This window comes from Methylolobus aquaticus (genome assembly GCF_054172105.1).
Genome location: NZ_JBSYXP010000011.1, coordinates 133,973 through 151,714, shown reverse-complemented (window position 1 = coordinate 151,714; position 17,742 = coordinate 133,973). Strand labels below are relative to the sequence as shown.

At 63.7% G+C, this 17,742-nt stretch carries 19 protein-coding genes; 7 read left to right on the top strand and 12 right to left on the bottom strand.

Annotated features, from left to right (window positions below; genetic code table 11):
- Window positions 1-6: 6 nt before the first annotated feature.
- From ACW73L_RS15620 to iscX, 3 genes are all read left to right on the top strand, one after another.
- Window positions 7-1,692: a SagB family peptide dehydrogenase gene (locus ACW73L_RS15620; RefSeq protein ID WP_498923318.1), complete on the top strand. Its 1,686-nt coding sequence runs from the start codon at window positions 7-9 to the stop codon at window positions 1,690-1,692.
- 24 nt (window positions 1,693-1,716) lie between these two features.
- Window positions 1,717-2,205 (top strand): ankyrin repeat domain-containing protein, encoded by a 489-nt coding sequence (locus tag ACW73L_RS15615; RefSeq protein WP_498923316.1) that lies wholly within the window; start codon window positions 1,717-1,719, stop codon window positions 2,203-2,205.
- Between the two features lie 78 nt (window positions 2,206-2,283).
- Window positions 2,284-2,478, top strand: coding sequence for a Fe-S cluster assembly protein IscX (gene iscX, locus ACW73L_RS15610; RefSeq protein WP_139557883.1), 195 nt, complete (start codon window positions 2,284-2,286; stop codon window positions 2,476-2,478).
- Window positions 2,479-2,649: 171 nt separating this feature from the next.
- Here the strand turns inward: iscX and ACW73L_RS15605 are convergent, their stop codons facing one another.
- From ACW73L_RS15605 to ACW73L_RS15550, 12 genes are all read right to left on the bottom strand, one after another.
- The gene (locus tag ACW73L_RS15605) at window positions 2,650-3,084 is read right to left on the bottom strand and encodes a hypothetical protein (RefSeq protein WP_498923315.1); all 435 of its coding nucleotides are present in this window, start codon (window positions 3,082-3,084) and stop codon (window positions 2,650-2,652) included.
- 73 nt (window positions 3,085-3,157) lie between these two features.
- On the bottom strand, window positions 3,158-4,156 hold the full coding sequence (locus tag ACW73L_RS15600) for a Rossmann-like domain-containing protein (protein ID WP_498923314.1): 999 nt from the start codon (window positions 4,154-4,156) through the stop codon (window positions 3,158-3,160).
- Between the two features lie 94 nt (window positions 4,157-4,250).
- The gene (locus tag ACW73L_RS15595; RefSeq protein ID WP_139557880.1) at window positions 4,251-4,613 is read right to left on the bottom strand and encodes a hypothetical protein; all 363 of its coding nucleotides are present in this window, start codon (window positions 4,611-4,613) and stop codon (window positions 4,251-4,253) included.
- A 209-nt stretch (window positions 4,614-4,822) separates the two neighbouring features.
- Window positions 4,823-5,287: a bacterioferritin gene (bfr, locus tag ACW73L_RS15590; RefSeq protein ID WP_129883064.1), complete on the bottom strand. Its 465-nt coding sequence runs from the start codon at window positions 5,285-5,287 to the stop codon at window positions 4,823-4,825.
- A 66-nt stretch (window positions 5,288-5,353) separates the two neighbouring features.
- On the bottom strand, window positions 5,354-5,644 hold the full coding sequence (locus ACW73L_RS15585) for an RnfH family protein (protein WP_129883063.1): 291 nt from the start codon (window positions 5,642-5,644) through the stop codon (window positions 5,354-5,356).
- A 12-nt stretch (window positions 5,645-5,656) separates the two neighbouring features.
- On the bottom strand, window positions 5,657-6,346 hold the full coding sequence (locus tag ACW73L_RS15580) for an electron transport complex subunit E (protein WP_129883062.1): 690 nt from the start codon (window positions 6,344-6,346) through the stop codon (window positions 5,657-5,659).
- Between the two features lie 12 nt (window positions 6,347-6,358).
- Window positions 6,359-7,054, bottom strand: a complete 696-nt coding sequence (gene rsxG, locus ACW73L_RS15575; RefSeq protein WP_498923312.1) for an electron transport complex subunit RsxG — start codon at window positions 7,052-7,054, stop codon at window positions 6,359-6,361.
- Window positions 7,051-8,133, bottom strand: a complete 1,083-nt coding sequence (locus ACW73L_RS15570; protein ID WP_498923310.1) for an RnfABCDGE type electron transport complex subunit D — start codon at window positions 8,131-8,133, stop codon at window positions 7,051-7,053. The genes rsxG and ACW73L_RS15570 overlap by 4 nt, the downstream gene beginning before the upstream one ends.
- On the bottom strand, window positions 8,130-9,626 hold the full coding sequence (gene rsxC, locus ACW73L_RS15565; RefSeq protein WP_498923309.1) for an electron transport complex subunit RsxC: 1,497 nt from the start codon (window positions 9,624-9,626) through the stop codon (window positions 8,130-8,132). Before rsxC ends, ACW73L_RS15570 begins: the two co-directional genes overlap by 4 nt.
- On the bottom strand, window positions 9,623-10,171 hold the full coding sequence (locus ACW73L_RS15560; RefSeq protein ID WP_129883058.1) for an RnfABCDGE type electron transport complex subunit B: 549 nt from the start codon (window positions 10,169-10,171) through the stop codon (window positions 9,623-9,625). Before ACW73L_RS15560 ends, rsxC begins: the two co-directional genes overlap by 4 nt.
- A 19-nt stretch (window positions 10,172-10,190) precedes the next feature.
- Window positions 10,191-10,772, bottom strand: a complete 582-nt coding sequence (gene rsxA, locus ACW73L_RS15555; protein ID WP_498923308.1) for an electron transport complex subunit RsxA — start codon at window positions 10,770-10,772, stop codon at window positions 10,191-10,193.
- Between the two features lie 252 nt (window positions 10,773-11,024).
- A complete protein-coding gene (locus ACW73L_RS15550; protein WP_498923306.1) occupies window positions 11,025-12,020 on the bottom strand; it encodes a hypothetical protein in 996 nt (331 codons plus the stop codon).
- 1,120 nt (window positions 12,021-13,140) lie between these two features.
- Here ACW73L_RS15550 and ACW73L_RS15545 point away from each other — a divergent pair.
- The 4 genes from ACW73L_RS15545 to ACW73L_RS15530 all read left to right on the top strand — a co-directional run bounded on the left by ACW73L_RS15545 (window position 13,141) and on the right by ACW73L_RS15530 (window position 17,726).
- Complete coding sequence (locus tag ACW73L_RS15545; protein WP_498923305.1) at window positions 13,141-13,425, top strand: hypothetical protein; 285 nt, start codon at window positions 13,141-13,143, stop codon at window positions 13,423-13,425.
- A gap of 33 nt (window positions 13,426-13,458) precedes the next feature.
- Window positions 13,459-15,312, top strand: coding sequence for a copper resistance system multicopper oxidase (locus ACW73L_RS15540; protein WP_498923304.1), 1,854 nt, complete (start codon window positions 13,459-13,461; stop codon window positions 15,310-15,312).
- 9 nt (window positions 15,313-15,321) lie between these two features.
- Window positions 15,322-16,251: a copper resistance protein B gene (locus tag ACW73L_RS15535; protein WP_498923302.1), complete on the top strand. Its 930-nt coding sequence runs from the start codon at window positions 15,322-15,324 to the stop codon at window positions 16,249-16,251.
- A 365-nt stretch (window positions 16,252-16,616) separates the two neighbouring features.
- Window positions 16,617-17,726 carry a c-type cytochrome gene (locus ACW73L_RS15530; protein ID WP_498923300.1) on the top strand — a complete coding sequence of 370 codons (1,110 nt, stop codon included), beginning with the start codon at window positions 16,617-16,619 and terminating at the stop codon, window positions 17,724-17,726.
- Window positions 17,727-17,742 lie beyond the last annotated feature (16 nt).

The following is a 17,742-nucleotide window of genomic DNA, read 5'->3' as shown; positions in this document are numbered from 1 at the left end:
GCCAGGGTGCAAAGTACTCGCCGCGTCTTCACGCCGATCCAGGGCGGCTCGCTCGGCAACGGCGACCGCGACGCCGACACGCCGGAAAGTCGCCTGGCGCGCGTCCTCGCCTACCATGAGCGGACCAAACATCGCATGTCGGGCTATGCCCACGGTCCGGAGGCGCTGGACTGGAGCAGTCAACCCGATCCGTTCCGGCACTTCGACGGCTGCGCCCGACTGTCCCTGCCTTTGCTCGCCGACACGCTGACGACGCCGTTTAGCGCCTTAAGTCAGCCGGGCAGCGTGGCGCCACAACCCGTCTCGCTCGAAAGCATCGGCCTGTTGTTCGAGCTATCGCTGGGCCTGTCGGCCTGGAAGACCTACGGCCCCGATCGCTGGGCCGTGCGCTGCAACCCCTCCAGCGGCAACCTGCATCCGACCGAGAGCTACCTTCTGTGCCGCGGCATCGAGCCGCTGGATGACGGCCTCTATCACTACCGCTGCGAGAACCACAGCCTGGAACGCCGCCGCGGGTCCGGCCCAGCAGCGGGGCTCGACCAGCCTCCGGAGCTGTTGATCGGCCTGAGCTCGATTCATTGGCGCGAAGCCTGGAAATATGGCGAGCGCGCGTTCCGCTACTGTCAGCTGGATCTCGGACATGCCATCGGTGCGCTGCGCTACGCCGCCGCGGCCCTGGGCTGGCAGCTCAGGGTCATCGAAAACGTCGACTGGGCGCAGATCGCACAACGCCTGGGGCTGGATCGTCGGGAGGATTTCGTCGGCGCCGAACCCGAAGAGGCCGAAGTACTGCTCGAAGTGGTGACGGACCGACGCGACCCTCTTCGTCCGGATCTACCGATCGATCCCGCCACCTGCGCGGGCACGGTGACATGGTACGGAACGGCCAATGTGCTGGACCGCCATCCCATGTATCACTGGCCGGTGATCGATGAGGTCGCGGAGGCGACCCGCCGCGAGGCCGAAAGTCCCCGGCAGGCTGCCGGGGAAACCTTCCCTGCCCTCGCCGCAAGCCCCGATCTGACCCCCGCCGCAACGCTGATCCGCCAGCGGCGCAGCGCCCAGCGTTTCGACAGCGGCAAAGCGCTCGCTCGCGACACCTTCTACGACCTGCTGGACACCCTGCTGCCGCGTGTCCTGCCCCCGTGGGACGCGTGGCGTGTTCCGGCCCGGGTGCATCTCGCGCTGATGGTCCACCGCGTCGAGGACCTGGAGCCGGGCCTCTATATCCTGCAGCGCGCGGCGGGCGCGGCGGAGGCGCTGCGCGCCGCCCTGAACCCGGGCTTCGATTGGCAAACGCCTGCTGGATGTCCGGAGCATCTGCCCCTGTTCCGACTGGCTGCGGGTCATTGCGGGTCCATCGCCAAAACGATCCATTGCCATCAGGCCATCGCCACCGACAGCGCGTTCGCGCTGGGTATGTTGGCGGAGTACGAAGCCGCACTGCAGCCCGCTCCCTGGCGCTACCGGGAGTTCCACTGGGAAGCCGGCTTCCTCGGCCAGGCCCTCTATCTGGAAGCCGAAGCCCGGGGGCTGCGTGGCACCGGGATAGGCTGCTTCTTCGACGACAGTTTTCATGAACTGCTCGGGCTGACCGGCCGGACTTATCAGTCCCTGTACCACTTCACGGTGGGTTACCCGATCACCGACAGCCGCATTGTCAGCTCCCCGCCCTACGCAGGGCGGGACTGAAAAGACTACCTGGAGCCGGAAACGATGTCCGATACCGAAATCGCCCCCCTGGATCCGGACGATCCTGCCCTGACGCCGTGGCTACTGGCCCAGGGCTTTGACGGAGCGAACCTGGCGGGCTCGATCGAGCATGGCATGACACCGTTGATGCAGGCGTGCCGTCTCGGACACAGGGATATCGTGGATCGGCTGATCGCCGCCGGAGCTGCGCTGGATGCGGTGAATCAGGACGGCAACAATGCGCTCTGGCTGGCCTGCTACCACGGTGATCCGGTCATCATCGACCGGCTGCTCGCACACGGCATCGCCATCGACCACCAGAACGCGACGGGCGCCACTTGCCTGATGTATGCCGCATCCAGCGGCAAGAGCGCCGTCGTCGCGCAGTTGCTGGCGGCGGGCGCGCAGTGGGCGGTGCCGAACCAGGACGATTTGACCGCGCTGGACATGGCCGCGAGCCTGGACTGTTTGCAGTTACTGCGCGCCGCGAGTCAAGGTCGTGCGCTGCCCTGACGGTCGCGCATGACTCGCCTGCGCCGCGCCTCCGGTCTTCCGAAACGTGCCTGACCAATTTCCCATCGAGGTAATGACATGAAGTGGAGCGACAGTCTCGACATTGCGATCGCATTGGCCGACAAGCATTCCGACGTGGATCCCCGGTATGTCCGTTTCACCGATCTGCTGACCTGGATTCTGGCCCTGGAGGGATTCGAGGACAGCGCAGAGAAGTGCAACGAAAAGGTGCTGGAGGCGATCCAGATGGCCTGGATCGACGAAGCGGACTGAACCACCGCGGGGGCGGAGCCGCATCCCTCCCGCATTCCACGTTCCCGGGGAAAGATTCATCCGGGCATCGGGGGAAGTCCCTGAACGGATCAGCGCTTCCCGGACCGTCCGCGACGGTACACCGCGTAACGCGGTCCGCTAAGCTGCTCCGGAACGTGGCACCGCGACCTGCTAGCGGCCGCCCATGAACAGGTTGAAGACCCGCCGCAAGAGGTTCAACTCGACCGGCGCCGTCCCGCGGAGTTCGCTGATCGGCTTGAACACGCCGCCATGCGGTGCGAGCGCGGCGCGGGGCGCCTCGAAAGTCTTGAACTGCGCCACGTGAACGCGGATGGGCCGGCCGCCGTCGGACAGCCATTCCTCGAAACCGTCGACCAGAGCCAATTCGGCCGGATTTAGCCCGAAGCGGGCAATCAAGGCGGCCAGCGCAGCCTCGGGCTCGTGGCGCGCCTCGCTCTCCGGCAGGACCGCCAGGGGTACCGCGCCTTCCGGCAGCGGTGCCGGTGCAAGTACCGAGGTGCCATAGCGGGCAAACACCAGCGCCGTGCTATAGGTGTCGAAGTGACAGAGGATCACGCGGTTGTCGTTCAAGGTGTCGTCGGTCATCGCGGCCGTATCCGGGTTGTTGGCAAAACTCCGCCGCTGGCGGAGAACAAGGTACCGGGCACATCACCCGAATTCAGTGCTGGCGCGGCTTACCGCTCGGCAACGGATGCACGTCGGGCTTTTCATCCCAAAGCCGCTTGAAACAGGTATCAAGGCGGGACAGACGCTGCGTCGCGACTTCCAGCTGGGCCAGGCGCGGAAAGCGCTGCGCGGTCCCGTTCCGATACCAGGCTTCCATGTCCTGATTGAGTTGCTCCCGCTCCGCCACGGTCTCGGCGATCAGCCGGCGCGCCCACACCTTGCTCTGGTCGATGCCGATCGCCGCAACCCGATACCGCACCGGACCGTCGAAAACTCGGACACCTCCGCCTTCACCGATCGTGTGGCGCAGTTGCTCCGAATCGACCACTTCGATGCCCGCGAGGTAATCGATGCCGAAGTGGTAGAGTTCCGGCAGCCATGGGGTCGTGGGGCCGATCAGCACGGTGACGGCATCGCGGGCGAGAGCCGCCAGCCGCGGAAAGGTCTTGTTGATCAGGGACGTTGCGGTCACGAAAACCCAGTCCGCCCGTGGCAACAAATACTCGCAAGCCGAATCCGGCAGATCCCCATCGCCGGGTTGCCGCTCCAGCACCGTCAGATCGAGGTCATGCGCCGCAGCAAGTCGATCGAGCCCCGGGTAACGCCCGACGACGACGACGTTGCGCCCTCTGAGCTCCGGCAGAAAATGCTCGAACACCGCCAGATTGTTGCCGCTGCCGGCGCGGGGTTCGAGCAACACGGATGCCGGAATCGCATCGTAACGATTGAGGCCGGCGTTGACGGCTGCCATGCCCACTGCCGCCCGATAGGGTTCGAACTCGCGCACCCAGGCCGCCAGTTCCGTCAGTGGCCGGCCGCGCAGCGTCCCGGCCCAGCTCAGGGTGCGCGTCGGAATACCCGGACTCATGGCAAGACCGACGGCTTCGGCCTCGCAATAGGTCCACACCAGACCGATGACCACGGCCCGGACTGGCTCCGGGCTGGACGCGTAGTCCTGCAGCAGATCGTAGATCTCGAAGGGATCGGGCATCAGCGGCCGGGTGCGGCGGCGCTCGCCACGCGAACGGGCCGATCGCGCGAAGGGTGGCGGCGGCCGAGGGGGAGGGGCTGCGCCATGCCCGAACTCATTCCCCGAGTGCGGGCAGGAGCTTGGCCTCGCTCTTGATGACCTCGTCCCGCCCCCAGGCCACCACGCTTTCCACGAACCAGCGAGGATCGCGCGGATGCGGCTGAACCACGTCGTACTCGGCATAGAACGAGCCGTCGCCATGGAATTTCATCAATCCCACACGCGAGCCGGCCGCATTCTTCCAGGATGCGCACAATGTGTTCCCGCCGCTGTAAGGGTCGCGGGCGGTCTCGAACGCCGCCTGGGCGTAAACCGGGGTGTCACGCAACTGCCCGGGCATGAAACCCAGTTTGTGCATCTCGGTCACGAGACGCGCACAGATCGCTTCACCCCGCTTGTCCCAGCTCTGTTCGCTCATTTCTCCCCCTCCGGATCACATGTAGTCATGGGCACGGGGACCGTTCCGGTGCCGCCCGCCTTGTCTGCCGTCGGCGGCGGGAACCGACCATGGGCGGAGAGAGAGTCCGTAAACGGCCCCGCCAACGGGACTAAGGCACCCGGCTCACAGCGCGACTGGGCCGGCGCGACGACGCAGGGAACGCGCACGCGGGCCTGGCACCCGTCCGGTCACACGCCGGACTGGAGGTAATTCTCGAGCCCGATCGCCTGAATCAGGCCCAACTGCGTTTCCAGCCAGTCGACGTGCTCTTCCTCGCTCTCCAGGATGTGCTCAAAGAGTTCGCGGCTGACGTAGTCACCAACGCTCTCACAATGGGCGATCGCCTCCTTCAGCACCGGCAGCGCGTCATGCTCCAGCAGCAGGTCGCAGCTGAGGCACTCCTGGACGTTCTCGCCGATGCGCAGCTTCCCGAGGTCCTGCAGGTTGGGCAGGCCTTCGAGGAACAACACGCGCTCTATCACCAGATCGGCGTGCTTCATCTCGTCGATCGATTCCTTGTATTCGTGCTCGTTGAGCTTCTTGAAGCCCCAGTTCTTGAACATGCGGGCGTGGAGGAAATACTGATTGATCGCCGTGAGTTCGTTCAGCAGTACGCGATTGAGGTATTCGATGACTTTGCTGTCGCCTTTCATTATTCCGATATATCCAGGTTAACGTTGTCTTGTTTCACTCCAGCCCTTGGACCCTCCGGCGAACGATCAGTCATCGTCGTCCTCGTCATCATCATCGCCGATCCGGCGCCGCCGGACCGTCTTGGGGTCGGCGATGATGGGCCGATAGATTTCGATGCGGTCCCCCTCCTTCACCGGGGCATCGAGTTTGACGAGCTTGCCGAAAATTCCGACCTTCTGCGTCGCCAGATCGATCTCGGGGAACCGCTTCAGTATCCCCGAGCGCAGGATTGCCTGCTCGACCGAACTGTCCTCCGGCACATCCATCCTGAGCCAGAGCTGGCGGTCCGAATCAGCGTAACACACACCTACATTCATGCCGGATACCCGTCAGGAATTTTCTGCCAGCGAGTCGCCGATCGGCATCGCGCGTTGCTGTCTGGCCGCCAGCCGGCGATCGATCAACTTCTTGCCGGCCAGGATGAAGCCGAGCATCAGGAACCCGCCCGGCGGCAGGGCCATCAACAGGAAGCCGCGGTAGGGGTCTATCACGACAGTCTCCAGCCAGGCGAAGGAGTCACCCATCAGCAGCGCGGCGTCGGCGAACAGCGTACCGGCGCCGACGATCTCCCGCGCGGCGCCCAGGACCACCAGGGCCAGCGTGAACCCGAGGCCCATCATCAGACCGTCCGCCGCCGACTGGGCCAGCGGCCGGCGCGAGGCAAAGGCTTCGACGCGGCCGAGAATCGCGCAATTCGTGACGATCAGCGGGATGAACAGGCCCAATACCTTGTGCATTTCGTGCAGCCAGGCATTCATGACCATGTCCACCAACGTGACCACCATCGCGATCAGCACGACGAAGATCGGAATGCGGATCTCCGGCGGGATCAGCGCCCGTCCATGGGATATCAGGACATTGCAGACCACCATGACGGCGGCTGTCGCGAGTCCCATGCCCAGGCCGTTGGTCGCGGTGCCGGTGACCGCCAGCAGCGGGCACAGACCGATGCTCTGGCTGAAGACGATGTTGTTGTCCCACAATCCGTCGCGGGCAATTTTCCGGAATTCTTGATTCATGGCATCACCGCATCAGCGAGGAGAAAGCAGCTCTTCCCGGTGCCGCTGAAAGAACTTGAGGCCGGCCTGAACGCCGCCGACGACCGCCCGCGGCGTGATGGTCGCGCCGGCAAACTGGTCGAAATCGCCGCCGTCCTTCTTGACGCGCCAGCGCTCGGGCGAGGTGTTCTCCAGGGAACGTCCGTCGAAGAAGGTGATCCAGTCCGACTTGTTGCGTTCGATCTTGTCGCCCAGCCCCGGCGTTTCGGCGTGGGCGACGACGCGCGTTCCAAGCACCACCCCGTCAGCACTGACGCCCATGACCAGCGCGATTGGACCAGAATACCCGCCCTTGGCGGACAGTTTGAAAGCCACCGCGGTCACCGCACCACCCTTGCGGGCCACATATACCGGCACCACACCGAGGCCCTGTTCCCCGGTATCGGCAACCGTGCCCGAGTCCCGCAGCAGATCGTTGTCGTAGAGGCCAGACGGCAGAACCTGTTCCAGCGTCGCGAGCAGGTCTTCGGCCTGGCGACGCTCGATCGAGCCCTTGGTGGCCAGATCGCCCACCCCCAGCAACACGCTGGCCAACAAGGCCGCCGCCGCCAGCACGTAAGTCTGATAGTCGAGCCGCTGGCGCAGGGTGTCGAGATCGTCGAATTGCCGCCGCAGCGACTGCCAGCGGTCCGCAGCGATCTCCCGCAGGCGTGCCTGATCAATGCTCATCCGTCGTTACCCGCGGGCAGATCCAGAGGCCTTCCCTTGCGATCGCGGCCATAGATCCGCGGACGCACGTAGTGGTCGATGGTCGGTGTCATCGCATTCATCAGCAGCACGGCAAAGCCGACACCCTCGGGATAGCCACCCCAGGTGCGGATCACGAAGACGATCAACCCGCACCCGGCGCCGAAAATGAGCTGCCCGACCGGGCTGCTCGGCGACGTCACGTAGTCGGTCGCGATGAAGAACGCGGCCAGCATCAGGGCCCCCGAGAACAGGTGGAATAGCGGACCCGGGTAGCGGTCGCCGTCGATCAGGGCGAAGAGGCTGGCCAGCACGGCGACCGTCAACAGCATGGCAACCGGAATGTGCCAGGTGATGAGCTTCTGGCGAATCATCCAGATGCCGCCGAGGAACAACAGCGCGGCCGAGGTCTCCCCCATGCTGCCCCGGATCCAGCCGAGGAAGGATTTCAGCGCACCGTAATCGCCACTGACGAGGGCCTCGCCAAGCCGGCGGCCCTGAGAGAATTCGGTCTTGATATGGCCGATCAGGGTGGCTCCGGTGACGCCATCCGGCACACCGGAAGCACCGAAGGTGATCGCCAGGCTGTCGAACCAACCGGGCGCCCCGGGCGACAACGGCGGGGCGGGATCGACCCAGGTCGTCATCTCCAGCGGAAACGACACCAGTAGCGCGACGCGCGCCAGCATGGCCGGATTGAAAATGTTCTGGCCGAGCCCGCCGAAGACCTGCTTGCCGATCACTATCGCCAATCCGGCACCGACGACGCCGATCCACCATGGCGCCCAGGGCGGCAGCGTCATGGCAATCAGCCACCCCGTCAGCAACGCCGACCCATCCAGCAAGGTGGACTTGACCGGCTTTCCGGCCAGCGAAAGGCAAAGGGCTTCGAAGCCCAGCGCGGCCAGCACGGTCACGGCGAACAGGAACATCGCCGGAAGCCCGAACAGGAACAGACCGAAGGCCGTCGCCGGAATCAGCGCCAGCATGACCTGGCCCATGATCGCCTGGACCTGACTGTCGGGCTGCGCGCGTAGAAGGGCCGGTACGGTTCGACTCATGCCGCTTCCTCCGCCTTTCGTTGCTGGCTCTTGGCCCTGCGGGCCGCGGCCAACGCGGCCTGCTCAGCCTTGTAGCGAGCGATGCGGGCCTGCTTTTCCTCGGCCAGGCGTTTGGTCTGTTCGGCCTTGAGCTGGGCCTGCTGCCGCCCGATTAGCTCGCTGCTCGCGTATTTGAAATACTGGACCAGCGGGATTTCCGAGGGACACACATAAGAGCACGAGCCGCAACTGATGCAGTCCCTGAGCCCGTAGCCGACGGCGGATTCGAGTTGCCCCGCCCTGATGCGCGTCATCATCTCCAGCGGCATCAGGCCGGCGGGACAGGCGGCAACGCAGCGGGAGCAGCGGATGCAGGCCTTCGCGTCCGACGCAGCGACTTCCGCGTCGGTCAGCGCGAGAATGCCGCAGGCGCCCTTGACCAGCGGGACGTTCGGGTGCGGCAGCACATCGCCCATCATCGGTCCGCCCATGATGTAGCGGGTGGCCGTCTCGGGCTCGAGGTCGCAGTAGGCGAGCAGGTCGGCCAGCGGTGTCCCGATCGGCGCCTCCACGTTTCGCGGGGTCCCGACCGCCTTGCCGGAGACGGTCACGACACGGCTGATCAGCGGCTTGCCGAAGCGGATCGCTTGCTGGATCGCATAAGCCGTGGCGACGTTATGCATCAATACGCCGACGTCGGCGGAGCGGCCGTCGGCCGGGACTTCCTTGCCGGTCAGGTAGCCTATCAGTTGTTTGTCCCAGCCCATCGGATAGAGGGACGGCACCAGGGCGACCTCCACGGCGGCGGCGAAGGGCGCGGCCGCCTCGCACATCGCGGCAAAGGCCTCGGGCTTGTTGTCCTCGATGCCGACGATTGCGCGGCTGCATTCCAGGGCCCGCAGCATGATGCGGATGCCGTCGACGATGTCGGCCGCGCGTTCGCGCATCAGGCGGTCGTCGCAGGTCAGATAGGGCTCGCACTCGCCGCCGTTGATCAGCAGGGTTTCGATCCGGTTCCGGCGGCCCAGATTCAGTTTGACAGCCGACGGGAACGCGGCGCCGCCCATGCCCACGATGCCTGCAGCACCCACTCGCTTGGAAATCTCCTCTGGGCTCAGGCTGAACGGGTCGGCCGCGTCCAGTACGTCCAGCCACTGGTCCTCGCCATCGGGTTCCAGCACCAGTGTTGGCGTCGGCAACGCCGAAGGGTGAGCCGCGGGGTAATCCATCAAGTCGAAGACGACTCCCGAGGTCGGCGCATGAACCGGCGCGGAGATATTCCCCTGACTTGCCGCCAGTAACTGTCCCTTGCGGACCCGATCTCCGACCCGGACGACCGGCTCGGCGGGCTGCCCGACATGCTGCTGCAGCGAGAGGTAGAGCTTCTCCGGCAACGGGAAGTCGCTATCGATCGACAGCCCGGCGGTCGCCTCCTTGCGCGGCTCGGGATGAACACCGCCGCGAATTTTCGGGCGGGACCAGAAGGTAGTGAACGCGAAGGGCCACATGGTCATGCCGCCTTGGCCGGAGCCGCTTCGGGGTTGGGCCAGCGCCAGTTGCGCAGCGTCACCTTGACCGGCTGGATACGAAGACATTCGGTGGGACAGACGTCGACACACTTGGCGCAGGCGATGCAGGCATCGGCAACGACCGCGTGGATCTGCTTGGGAGCCCCGACGAGGGCGTCGGTCGGGCAGACCTTGTAGCAGCGGGTACAGCCGATGCAGTTGGATTCGTCGACGCGGGCGACCATCGGCACCTGGTCTTCGACATCCGACAAATCGAGATCGATGGACAACTTGTTCGCGAGCTGTTCGGCCAGCGCCCGCCCGCCCGGCGGACACAGCGTAGCCGGCGCCTCGCCAGCGACCAACGCCTCGGCCGCGGGCCGGCAGCCGGGGTAGCCGCACTGCCCGCACTGGGAGCCGGGCATCAGGGCCTCGATCTCCTCGATCAACGGGTTGGCTTCCACCTTGAGGTAACGCGCCGCGGCTCCGAGCAGAAAGCCGAGACACAGGCCCATTCCGGTCAGACTGATGATGGCGAAGAGTATGTACATCCGCTTTCCCGATCCGACGCTAGTGTGTGTTCAAGCCCGCGAAGCCCATGAATGCCAGCGACAGAATGCCGGCGGTGATGAACGCGATGGGCGCGCCCGAGAAAACATCGGGCACCGCCAGCAGCGCGATGCGTTCCCGGATGCCGGCAAAAATGGCCATCACCAGTGTGAAGCCCAGGGCAGAGCCGAAACCGAACAGCGCACTGTGCAGGAAGTCGTAGTCCTGCTGGATGTTCAGCAACGCAACCCCCAGCACCGCGCAATTCGTGGTGATCAGCGGCAGGAAGATGCCCAGTCCCTGATACAGCACCGGGCTGGTCTTGCGCACGACCATCTCGGTGAACTGCACGACCGCGGCAATCACGAGGATGAATGACAGGATGCGCAGGAAACCGATGCCGAGCGGGATCAGGATGAAGTGCTCGATGACCCAACTCGCCACGGCGGTCAGGGTCAGCACGAAGGTCGTGGCCAATCCCATGCCGATGGCCGAGTCGATCTTCTTGGATACCCCCATGAAGGGGCACAAGCCGAGAAACTTGACCAGCACGACGTTGTTGACGAGCGCCGAGCCCAGCAAAACCATCAGGTAGTCATTCACGCCTGTCTTGTCCTGAAGCGATTTACGCTTATCGAACAAGCATGCCTTGTGCCACCGTCAGGACCGGGGTTCAACCGCCTGCGGAGTGAGGAATTTGGCCTGTATCGGGAAGGGAACCCGGGGAAGGTGACTTGTCGGGAAAGTCACAGGGCCCGGCCCTATTCCGCGCCTTTGTCAGATTTCAAACAAAGACTCCGGCAGCACCACCGGGGACCAGAGGGAGTGGGTCGGGCCGGCCCCCGCAGCGGTGAATCAGAGACAGTAGGGACTGGCCGCCCAGTCCTTCACGATCGCGGCATCGCGGGCCGGCAGATAGGCGTAGTCGTTGGTCAGGTCCCGGCTCACTGCCTCACCGACATGCGGCGAAACCAGCCCCTTCAACATGTGGAAGTACCACGCGAAGGGATAGCCGGCCTGGCTGTCGAAGCGCCCGATCAGGGTCGCCAGCGCCTTGCCCTTCCTGCCTTCGGCGCTTTCCAGACGGGGCACATCGCCGAGCGGATTGCGCACGATCTCGACGTTCATGATCTGCTCGCCGTGACGGCCGATATGCTGGAACAGGCGCAGGCTCCAGGGTTCGCAGAAGCGCTTGTCCACACCGGCGCTGCTGCGGTTCCAATCGTCCATGAACCGCTGAGCCGGGTGACGGTCAGCGCGATGGCGTCCGAGCTCCTGCATGAACAGCGCGACGTCGGTCTTACGCCGGTAGGTATAACGCGGTGGCCCGATTGCGAAGGGTTCCACGTTGACCGGATCGAGAGGGTCTATGAGTTCCTCCAGATCCTCCGGCAGCTGCGCGTCGTCGATCAGATAGCGATGCGCGAACTCCTGGGTCCGATCCACTTCGATCTGCACGAAATCCTCGGCGTTCGGGCCGGTCTCGGCGACCAGATACAGGCTGACGCCGCTGTGCTGCGTGACCAGGAAGCGCTCCGTCTCGCAATGATCCAGCAGCGTGTTGAAGTTCTGTCCGCACTCGATGAAGGTGCGCTCCGCCCACTCGTTGACATCCGGCGCGACGCGCATGCCGTCGGGCTTGATGATGCCACCCAAGCGGTACCACTCGTGACCCTTGCGGGCGATGCGCAGCGGATACTCCGGATAGGCCTGCTGCAGACGCGCCAACAGCGCCTCGTCGCCCGAGCCGGCGAGGGTTTCCTTGCACAGCCGGTTGAGCAGGTGGCCATCGAACGGGGCGGATGGCAATGGCGCTCCGCCGTTCATGGGGTGTCGGGCATCGTGCATCATCGAATGGCTCCTCGGTAGACCCGGAATCAACAGGTTCGGCGCGGCTCCGCGGGACCATGCTGAGGATCGCCGGATGGAGCATCGCAAGGCCCCATAGGGAGTCCGCGCCGCGGCAGTGTCGGCAAGACCCTCGTGGCCCTTGAAATCCCGTAGAAAACTAAAGGACTTGTGGGGCTTTGGCAAGCGCCCACCATCCGAATGCACTGTTTGCAAGGTATTGATGCACCGGGTTGGCCTGTTCAGCGCCACTCGGCCCTTTCTCCCACCGAATGCGACCGTTTCAAGATACCTGACAAGATCGGTGGCTTGCGTATACCGGGTTTTCCTGACAAGCGGTCATCAAGCGATCCTTCGCCTGATCGGGTATTGGGACACTCACACCTTCCGAGCTGATCGATTTCGATTGCCGCATCGCGGCGAGACGAAATCGTTATCCCTGTCGACCGACACTTCGCCTCCGGTTGCGCTCCACACCGCCTCTCGACCACGCAGTTACGACAGGCCAGCGAGTTGTGGCTTCCTGCTCCGATACGGATGTCCCGCATGCGGATGTAGCGCTCTTGCACGGAGAGTCCACGGAAGTCCGTGCCGCCGTGACGCAACAATCTCGTTTCGTTCCTTCCGAATCGATTGGAGCGTCATCTTTTCGCCCCGCCGAGGCAGACGACTCGGATGACCTTGGGCACCCGAGGCAATCCAACAGATCCGCCCGATGACGGGGCGTCAAAGCTCAGCGACCTCAGGGCGCACCATCCGTAACGATACGGACTTGCTGAGAACGGCTCTCCTTGGCACCATCGAAGTTCCATCACACAGCATCCCTGCGCGCTGGCAATCGACTAACACGGCGGTTAGTGGTCATCGCGCGAGGAGACGCAGACCCCCGCTGGCGCTGCGCCGCGAGCGGACGCGAGGGTCTTGCCAGTGCAAGGCAAGACGGGGTAATCGATCGCCGGCCCTACAGTGCCGGTTCCAGGGTTCTTCACACCCCGGCTTCCGTCGGCGTTCCTTAACGGCATACAGCGCGAGGAATCCCATGGGCAAAACGGTCACTTCCCCCATAAGCCTGTGTCTGGTTGCCGCTCTGCAGACGGGTTGCGCCCAACCAGACCCACACCCGATGGCAATGACGCAAGCCGTCCAAACGGCGACGACAAGCTCGGACCACCTCGCACTGGCGCGACATTTCGAAGAGGCAGCGCAAGCGGCGCAGACCCGATTGGCCGAGCACCAACAGCTGCTGGCGCAATATAAGGCCAAGAGTTTTCTCTACGGCAAGAACATCTATCGTCTGGAAGAGCATTGCGACGTGCTGATCCGCAACGATGAACAATCGGCAGACGCAAACCGGAAACTGGCGGAGTTGCATCGCCAACTGGCACAAACCGCCACGATGAGTCCTTAAGTCCTTGCCGCAACCGGCCTGCCGATGCGCGGTATGCAGCGGTCCCGACGGCGTATATTGCAGGGTGCGATGTCGCTTGGGATTTCAGCCGGAGCCGCCCGGTGGTTTTCCGGTTGCGCCACCAGACCGGCCACCCCGGCTTACTTTGCCCTGTCCGGTTCGCAAGTCCCGCTGCAAGGTGATGTCATCGATCTGGTGGTTGGTCACCGCCGGTTCATCGTCGATGGGCAGGCAGCCGAGGGCGTGGCGATCAATGGCACGGTGCCGGGACCGGTCATACGGCTTCGTGAAGGCCAGCGGGTGACGCTGCGCGTGACGAATCAGCTGGATGAGTCGACGTCGATACACTGGCATGGGCTGCTGGTTCCCGCCGTGATGGATGGGGTCCCCGGGGTATCCTTCGGCGGTATCCCGCCCGGCGAGACCTTCGTCTATCGGTTTCCGATCCGACAGAGCGGGACCTATTGGTTTCACAGCCATTCAGGCTTCCAGGAACTGCTGGGCATGTATGGGGCCATCATCATCGACCCGGAAGGCCCCGAGCCCTTTCGCTACGACCGCGATTATGTCGTCCTGTTGTCTGACTGGAGTCCCGAACCGCCCGAACTACGGATGGGACATCTAAAGAAATGGGCGGGCTATTACAACTTCCAGAAGCGCACGGCCCGTGAGTTGCTCGCGGATGCGGGGCGCGTCGGGTGGCTGCCGGCCCTGAAGGACTACCTCCGATGGGACCGCATGCGCATGGACCCGACCGACTTTGCCGACATCACTGGCTACTCATCCGTTTATCTGGTGAACGGCCAGTCGCCGACTGCCAACTGGACGGCGCTGTTCGACCCGGGCGAACGAGTGCGTCTGCGCGTCATCAACGCGGCCTCCATGACATTCTTCGACCTACGGATTCCCGACCTCGCCATGACCGTCGTGCAAGCCGACGGACAGAACGTCCAGCCGTTCATCGTGGATGAATTCCGGATCGGCCCGGCGGAAACCTATGACGTCATCGTCGAACTTCCGAATGACCGTGCGTACACGATTTTCGCCGAAACCATGGATCGGAGCGGCTACGCCCGCGGCACGCTGGCACCGCGGCCCGGGATGACCGCGGAAATTCCACCGCGTCGGCCGCGGCCGACGCGCACGATGGAAGACATGGGCATGCGGATGGACATGGGCGGAGACGAGCACATGGACATGGACATGTCGGACACGGCGATGCCGCCGGCGCACATCGTAATGCCGGAAGCCGCAGGCTCCGGGATGGGACATGAGCATCACCATCCTGTCGAACAGCCTTCAGGCACAGAGTTCGACGCCACACCGCGACGATCGCGCATTCCCGGCGCCGAGCCCGTCAAACATGGGCCCGACGATCATGGAACGGGAAACCAGCAGGTGGCGGAGTATTCCTGGAACCGTATGCATGAACCGGGCAGAGGGCTGGGCGGCGACGGCCGCCGGGTGCTGGCCTACACCGATCTGGCGAGTCTGGCACCGAACATCGACCGGCGCGAACCAAGCCGGGAGATAGAGCTGCACCTGACCGGCCAGATGGAACGCTACCTATGGTCCTTCGACGGTCAGAAATATTCCGATGCGCCCGCGCCGATCCATCTGCATTACGGGGAGCGCGTCCGGCTCACTTTCGTCAACGACACGATGATGGAACATCCACTTCACCTGCACGGCATGTGGATGGAACTCGAGAACGGCCATGGCGCCTTCCTGCCGCGCAAGCACACGGTCATCGTGAAACCGGCCGAACGCCTCTCGGTCGCCGTGCATGCGGACGCACCAGGCCGCTGGGCGTTCCACTGTCACTTACTTCTGCACATGGAGGCTGGGATGTTCCGCGTAGTGGCCGTAACGGACCCGGCCGCCTAAGGACCGCCCGTGCCGCGTCACGCCCGCGTCCACGGCTGGCTGCTCGGCACCTTGATTGCCTTGGGCGGCACGGACGCCCAAGCGGGCCATTCCGCGCAGCCGGCTGAGCTGTCAGCGTCCAGGGTAGTCGTGTCGCGTAAGGCGGCACCCGACACGGGACGCGGGAACCGTCCCATCCCGCCCGGCTACTGGTCAAACCCGGACTGGCCCTCTCCCGTCGACGACGAGGCACAGCACCTCTTCCTGTTGTTCGACATCCTGGAATACCGTCCGACCAACCTTTTGAGTTCAAGCCCCCATTCGATGACGCAAAGCGGGAACGATCCCAACGCCGGGGGAGAAAACGAGAACCCCTCGTACTGGTGGGATATGGAAGGATGGTACGGCGGCGACTACAACCGACTCTGGTTCAAAAGCGAAGGGCAACAGGACTCCGCCTTCAAGGCCAACTACGACATCGACTTTCAACTGCTGTACGGCCGCTTCCTTCAGAAATACTACGACTTTCAGATCGGCGGCCGCGTCGAAGCCCAGACGTATCGGCAGGCCAGCGTGGTCCGCGGCCTGCTGACGATCGGCATCCAAGGGCTAGTGCCATACGACTACGACGTGGAAGCCCTCGCCTTCGTCGCCCAGAACGGCGCGGTGTCCGCACGGGTGACCATGACCAAAGACCTGTTGCTGACACAGCAACTGATTGTGCAGCTCCGCATGGAGGCGAACGCGGCGATCCAGAAAGTCCCGGAATTCACGACCGGTTCCGGATTCAACGAACTCGAACTCGGCCTGCGTATCCGCTATGAGTTCTGGAGAGAATTTGCCCCCTATGTCGGCGTTTCGTATGGGAAAAGCTTCGGTGAGACGGCGACGCTGGTCCGCGACCAAGGGGGAGACCCCGAGCAACTGCGGGTAGCGACCGGCATCCGCTTGTGGTTCTGACGCGAGCTATTGTCCACCCCGAGAATGTTTGGATTCAGACATGATAATCCGATGGCACTGTCGGGGATATTCGTATCTAACCTATTCACACTAACTGGAGCAACAGGCTTTTCGCACCCTCCATTCGCATCTTGAGCTCCCGCGCGGTCGTATGGTGCGGTGTACTTCATCACGAGAGCGATGACGACAGGGTCATTTCCAAGGTGCATGGGCACGCACTTGAACCTTCCCGTTCGTAAAGCGCATTTACCAAGCGGGGTATTGCGTCGACGGAGGCCATGAAAGCCAATGGCGGGCGCGCCCAAAAACACGCTTCGGCGTGTCACCAACACGGCCACTCTTTCCGCCTTGAACGGGGGTTCATAATGAGAACAATAACTTCAGCGCTGCTGGCCACATTGATGTGCGGCATAGCGAATGCCACGAGCTTCTCCGGAGGCAGCTCCGCCGACGGCCAGGCACTGGGACTTGATGGCAAGGGCGACAAGATCGTCGTGCCGAACTGCGAGGAAAACGCGACATGGCTGCAGTGCCGCAATATCGATGAGGCTCCTCAGTATGTGATCGACGGCTTCAGCTACACCCATGACACGACCAACACCATCGGTCCCAATGGCAACATCAAGAACCCTGACGGCTCGACGATCTTCGTATCGCCGAACGCCTGCACCTCCTGTCACTTCGGTTCGGCACAGACCCCGGGCGGTAACCCCGTGTACCAATCGCCGGACAAATATACGAGCCTCCCTTACTTCCGGAGCTTTAACTACAACCGCGATCTCAAGGACGCGATCAATGACTGCATCAAGAACTGCGGCGGCGGCAATGTGATCGACAAGGACAGCGACGTGATGAACAAGATCGTCGCCTACATCAACTGGGTACGCGATAGCGTCACGGACCCCGCCATGAAGACGTCCACTGGATGGCGCACGATGCCCGGCGAGGCGATGCCGATCGTGGACCCGAACTGGAAGACGATGTCTGCCAATGCCACCCGAGGCAAGGCGCTGTACAAAGATCGGGGCTGCAGTTCGTGCCACGATGCCGACGGTCCGGGCATGGGCAAGCTGCGGTCGGACGAGGGGCGTCCGCGCGTGCCCTCGCTCTGGGGTCGGCGCGCGTGGACCATGGGCGCGGCCTACATCCAGACCCCGAACCTTGCCGGCGTGATCAGAAACCACATGCCGTTTGGCAAGCCCGGCACCCTGAAGACCCAGGATGCTCTCGACATCGCCGGTTACATCAATCTGCAGGCTCGCCCTGTCGCCTATTCAGGCACGATGTTCTGCGAGAACGATCCCGTTACCAACCTGCCCAATACGCTCTTCAAGCCGGCGGCATGGTGGAGCGGCTGCAACTATCCGACTGAACCCTTTTCCAACAGGCAACGGATTCTCGGTCCGTGGGCAGCGATCGAAACCTGGCGTAACGACAAGATTCAGTGCCTGAAAACAGGCACCTGCGAACCCTAGGGGTAGGGTTTCCGAC

Excerpts from the sequence above, each read along its gene's own strand:
- ACW73L_RS15615 (WP_498923316.1), top strand. The coding sequence starts at position 1,717 with ATGTCCGATACCGAAATCGCCCCCCTGGATCCGGACGATCCTGCCCTG.
- iscX (WP_139557883.1), top strand. The coding sequence starts at position 2,284 with ATGAAGTGGAGCGACAGTCTCGACATTGCGATCGCATTGGCCGACAAG.
- ACW73L_RS15605 (WP_498923315.1), bottom strand. The coding sequence starts at position 3,084 with ATGACCGACGACACCTTGAACGACAACCGCGTGATCCTCTGTCACTTC.
- ACW73L_RS15600 (WP_498923314.1), bottom strand. The coding sequence starts at position 4,156 with ATGCCCGATCCCTTCGAGATCTACGATCTGCTGCAGGACTACGCGTCC.
- ACW73L_RS15595 (WP_139557880.1), bottom strand. The coding sequence starts at position 4,613 with ATGAGCGAACAGAGCTGGGACAAGCGGGGTGAAGCGATCTGTGCGCGT.
- bfr (WP_129883064.1), bottom strand. The coding sequence starts at position 5,287 with ATGAAAGGCGACAGCAAAGTCATCGAATACCTCAATCGCGTACTGCTG.
- ACW73L_RS15585 (WP_129883063.1), bottom strand. The coding sequence starts at position 5,644 with ATGAATGTAGGTGTGTGTTACGCTGATTCGGACCGCCAGCTCTGGCTC.
- ACW73L_RS15580 (WP_129883062.1), bottom strand. The coding sequence starts at position 6,346 with ATGAATCAAGAATTCCGGAAAATTGCCCGCGACGGATTGTGGGACAAC.
- rsxG (WP_498923312.1), bottom strand. The coding sequence starts at position 7,054 with ATGAGCATTGATCAGGCACGCCTGCGGGAGATCGCTGCGGACCGCTGG.
- ACW73L_RS15570 (WP_498923310.1), bottom strand. The coding sequence starts at position 8,133 with ATGAGTCGAACCGTACCGGCCCTTCTACGCGCGCAGCCCGACAGTCAG.
- rsxC (WP_498923309.1), bottom strand. The coding sequence starts at position 9,626 with ATGACCATGTGGCCCTTCGCGTTCACTACCTTCTGGTCCCGCCCGAAA.
- ACW73L_RS15560 (WP_129883058.1), bottom strand. The coding sequence starts at position 10,171 with ATGTACATACTCTTCGCCATCATCAGTCTGACCGGAATGGGCCTGTGT.
- ACW73L_RS15550 (WP_498923306.1), bottom strand. The coding sequence starts at position 12,020 with ATGATGCACGATGCCCGACACCCCATGAACGGCGGAGCGCCATTGCCA.
- ACW73L_RS15545 (WP_498923305.1), top strand. The coding sequence starts at position 13,141 with ATGGCAATGACGCAAGCCGTCCAAACGGCGACGACAAGCTCGGACCAC.
- ACW73L_RS15540 (WP_498923304.1), top strand. The coding sequence starts at position 13,459 with ATGCAGCGGTCCCGACGGCGTATATTGCAGGGTGCGATGTCGCTTGGG.
- ACW73L_RS15530 (WP_498923300.1), top strand. The coding sequence starts at position 16,617 with ATGAGAACAATAACTTCAGCGCTGCTGGCCACATTGATGTGCGGCATA.